The organism is Pseudemcibacter sp., assembly GCF_965661635.1.
Classification (GTDB): Bacteria; Pseudomonadota; Alphaproteobacteria; order Sphingomonadales; family Emcibacteraceae; genus Pseudemcibacter.
Window position 1 is genome coordinate 1 of record NZ_CBFIEP010000110.1, and the last position, 3,957, is coordinate 3,957.

The 3,957-nt window shown below is 36.9% G+C and carries 4 protein-coding genes and 1 pseudogene; 2 read left to right on the forward strand and 3 right to left on the reverse strand.

The window, feature by feature from the left end; translation table 11 throughout:
• The 3 genes and pseudogenes from ACTF6W_RS07425 to ACTF6W_RS07435 all read right to left on the reverse strand — a co-directional run.
• A pseudogene (locus ACTF6W_RS07425) lies at positions 1–488 on the reverse strand (hypothetical protein); the annotation flags it as partial.
• 37 nt (positions 489–525) lie between these two features.
• Positions 526–876 carry a hypothetical protein gene (locus ACTF6W_RS07430; RefSeq protein ID WP_438993908.1) on the reverse strand — a complete coding sequence of 117 codons (351 nt, stop codon included), beginning with the start codon at positions 874–876 and terminating at the stop codon, positions 526–528.
• A 128-nt stretch (positions 877–1,004) separates the two neighbouring features.
• Positions 1,005–2,135 carry a DUF819 family protein gene (locus ACTF6W_RS07435; RefSeq protein ID WP_438993909.1) on the reverse strand — a complete coding sequence of 377 codons (1,131 nt, stop codon included), beginning with the start codon at positions 2,133–2,135 and terminating at the stop codon, positions 1,005–1,007.
• 82 nt (positions 2,136–2,217) lie between these two features.
• On the opposite strand from ACTF6W_RS07435, the gene ACTF6W_RS07440 reads away from it, so the two are divergent.
• Both ACTF6W_RS07440 and ACTF6W_RS07445 read left to right on the forward strand, forming a co-directional pair.
• Positions 2,218–3,186, forward strand: a complete 969-nt coding sequence (locus ACTF6W_RS07440) for a dipeptide epimerase (RefSeq protein WP_438993910.1) — start codon at positions 2,218–2,220, stop codon at positions 3,184–3,186.
• Between the two features lie 2 nt (positions 3,187–3,188).
• The gene (locus tag ACTF6W_RS07445) at positions 3,189–3,881 is read left to right on the forward strand and encodes an N-acetylmuramoyl-L-alanine amidase (RefSeq protein WP_438993911.1); all 693 of its coding nucleotides are present in this window, start codon (positions 3,189–3,191) and stop codon (positions 3,879–3,881) included.
• The last annotated feature ends 76 nt before the right edge of the window (positions 3,882–3,957 follow it).

Consider the following 3,957-nt stretch of genomic DNA (forward strand, 5'->3'; position numbering starts at 1 on the left):
TCAGATTTTTCTGCATTATATTCGGCTATTGAACGATTAATTTCATAACGCCAAACAACAATAAGATATTGCGCTGAATGAAATGCTGGAATAATGAATCCAAGTACAGGATGAATGTTAACGACTAATAACCATACATAAAGTGAAGTCACATATGCAACTGCACCATTTTTTGGAAATGCATCATAGTCTTTTCTGCAATGACGAATAAAAATTAGAGCTGCCATAAAACTGCTTATTACTAGTGCAGAACCCATTATCCAAAGTGTCCAGTTTGGAACAGAAAAGGCAAAATATTCGACACCCCAGAGCTCTCTCTCACTAACTACACGATTACCATAAACCCAAGAAAAACCCCATACAATATAGGAGTTAATAAGAAAAATTTTCTTCTCCGCTTCATTATAAAAACTGCGCTTTAAAACAGAGGAAACCATTAACATGCCACAGCCCTGCTTGACATAATGCCATCCAGTAAAGAAAACCATTACATTGCCAGCAAATCCTAATAAATAATATTCTCCACTAAAAAGGCAATAAGTGAAAAAGCCAAAAAAGCACTATGGGAACGATTATTCCTGCAAAGATAAACCTATTCTTTAATTCAAAGTTAGGATCGAAAAATTTATCAAAAAAGTCTCGATAAAAAATATGATAAGAATGAGCAAAATGCGGGTGATTTATAAAGTTTGCCAATATTAAAAAAGCAATTGCTACTTGCGATATAACCATTTCATCACGAGGGAAAAACAATACTATTGGAAGCAAAATAGCTAAATACCCACCACCAAGAAAAATAAAATCTATAGCTGGACTAAATAGACTTTTTTCCGCCCTAGTAATTCCAGGTTGGAATTCACCCTCGACAACACTCATTTTAATCCCCGTTAATTGTTAATATTTATTTGGGTAAACATATATGAGTGTTGTTAAAAAACAGTAAATAAAACCGCTAGTTTTAGAAAAACTTTATTTCAAACTCAGCAGTACATACTTAAATAATTTTAGAGTAATCCGTAAAGCAAAACACCAATAAAATTAGCAGTTGCATATCCGAACGTACCACAAAGAACAGCTGGTGTTACCAAGCTTTTCCAACCCATCGCCCCAGCCATTGCAGCGGCAGTAGGAGGCCCAAGAATACACGCATTTGAGCCAACCAATGCTTCAGGTAATCCGAGTTTGAAAATTTTGGCAAGCAGCAATGTCACGATCAAATGTGTAGACAGGATGGTAAAAGCGAACAGTGCGAGCAACATACCGCTTTCAATCATGGTCATTATATCAACGCTTGCGCCAACGGCCCCCAAAAATAAATACATGATGGCAATACCAATTGGGAAAGCTTCGTTTAATTTGGTAAGTTTTTCATGCGCAAATGTCGCCATCGCAACCGTTAAGGTAGTCAGTATCAGTAACCGAATTGGTGGATAACCAATCATTTCTGAAAGAATATCGCTTAAGACGACAATTAAAAAAGCAATCCCTAATGAAAAGACGGCTCTTTCAATCGCGAAAGGCGGATCTTCTTTGGTAATTGCTCCATCCTCGTCATCATATTTTGTATCTTTTGCATCATAATTAAATCTTTTTGCCATAAATTGCATACTTGGTATTGCAATAAGTAATGCCATAAATGATACACCAACCACATTATCTGCAGCAAAGCTAGCTGCCATTAGGCTTTCTTCTTTAAAATCAATTGCATTGGCCACACCCACGAAATTAGCAGAACCACCAATGAATGTGGCACTAAAAATGGCGGCAAGTTCGGCTTCAAATTCACCAAGCGGTAGCAACATAACACCAATTATGGTACCCATTGTTGTACCAATTGCACCAAATATAAAAGCAATTAGTGTTGGGCCACTTTCTTTAAATATTTTCTTTAAATTTGCATTAAACAATAAAAGCACGATGGCAATAGGAACCCCAATAGTATTAATACTGGTAAATACCGCATTACTAGGAGAAATAATATTAAAGTTTGCGAGAATTGCGCCAAACGTAATGACCATGATTGTGCCAGATATTTTTTGACCAATTGTTGTTTTTTCCAATTTAAATGCAAGCGCTACAAGCAACAGCATAACTGCCCACATAGCAAAATCATTATCAGCCGATATCAATGTCATTTATTCCTCCAGAGTACTTTTATATTGAAAGCCTACTCAATATCATTACCATTTGCCAATAAATAAATTTGGACATTAAAAAATGCTTATAAATATTGAACCACACTCATTTCCATTAAAATTTCCATTTGTGATAACGGGTTATACATTTACCAATGCCAATACAATCCGCGTCACTATTCAAAAAGATGGCCATATTGGCATTGGCGAAGCGTGCGGCATTTATTATGAAGAGGAAACACAAGAAAGCATGACCGCTAGCCTCAATGATGTACTTCATAGTCGGATCAGCCATGAAGAAATCAATCAATTATTACCACGCGGTGGCGCAAGAAACGCCATTGATTGTGCCTTTTGGGATCTTAAATGCAAAACAGAAGGAAAGAGCATATTTAAAATGCTCGATATAAATATTCGCCCGCTCTCGACTGTTGCAACGGTAGGTATTGATACCCCAGAAAATATGGCGGTGCGTGCTAACGAATATTCAAAATACAAAAATTTAAAAATTAAACTTTCCAACGATGCGCCAATTGAAAGATTAGAATCCATTCGCGCAGTGCGTCCAGATGCCACATTAATTACAGACGTAAACCAAGGTTGGTCATTTGATGAATTAAAAGAATACATCCCCCATTGTAAACGTTTAGGGCTTTCTATGATAGAACAACCCCTCGCCCGTGGCGCAGACGATGAATTAGAAGGCTTTAAATCAGACGTCCCCCTTGGCGCAGACGAAAGTTGCTTAGATAGCCATGAATATGCACAAGCCGCAATAAAATATGATGTCATTAATATAAAACTTGATAAATGCGGCGGATTAACCGATGCACTTGAAATCATCAAACTTGCAAGAATTGACGGAAAAGGATTAATGGTCGGCAATATGACTGGTTCATCACTTTCTATGGCACCAAGCTATGCAGTTGGACAGTTTTGTGATTTTATTGACCTTGATGGGCCCCTGTTTTTAAAAGAAGATGTTGAGCACGGGTTAACATATGCTGATGGCGGTATTGTAAGCACGCCTCATTCTGATCTCTGGGGATAAACATGATTTCTTCTTTTACCCTTTACCATCAATTAGGGATAAACTATAATTTTATTATGCGTACATTATCCATATTAATTATTTCTATTTTGATTTCAGCATGTTCTTACTGGCCTTTTGGCGGCGAAGAACCGGTCGTAGTTGATAATAAACTTCCTTATTGGTTAAATCTTCAAGCACGGACTACTGATGAACTAAATATGATAGTAATCCATGCTACTGAGCTAACAGATCTGGACGAAGCACGCCAATATGGTGAGCGCGTTTTATATGATGAAAGTGGAACTGGGGCTTCTGGTCATTATTATATCGACCGCGATGGTACTATTGAACAGTACGTACCCGATAACCGAATTGCTAATCATGTATCAGGCTGGAACGCCAAAACAATTGGAATTGAGCTAATTAACAAGGGACGTTATCCTAATTGGTATCATTCCGACCATCAAGTTATGCAAGAAGCTTATAGCGAAGCACAAATTAATGCTTTAATTCTGCTCGTAAACAAACTAAAAGCCCGTTACCCAACTATTAATTACACGCAAGGCCACGAAGAATTAGACACAAGAATGGTTGTTTCTGATAATAATCCTGATATAAAAGTGCCAAGAAAAATGGATCCCGGCCCTTATTTTCCATGGGATCGATTTATAAAAGCCGTTGATCTTAAAAAAGAAACACCTTCTAATAATTAATTATGTAAGCAATAAGCGCCATTGGGGGATAAAATGAAAATCTTAAAATTAACTATAACAATATTTCTTTTTAATT

Bases quoted from the DNA above. Each gene is read 5' to 3' on its own strand.
- ACTF6W_RS07430 (WP_438993908.1), bottom strand. From the start codon at position 876: ATGAGTGTTGTCGAGGGTGAATTCCAACCTGGAATTACTAGGGCGGAA.
- ACTF6W_RS07435 (WP_438993909.1), bottom strand. From the start codon at position 2,135: ATGACATTGATATCGGCTGATAATGATTTTGCTATGTGGGCAGTTATG.
- ACTF6W_RS07440 (WP_438993910.1), top strand. From the start codon at position 2,218: ATGCTTATAAATATTGAACCACACTCATTTCCATTAAAATTTCCATTT.
- ACTF6W_RS07445 (WP_438993911.1), top strand. From the start codon at position 3,189: ATGATTTCTTCTTTTACCCTTTACCATCAATTAGGGATAAACTATAAT.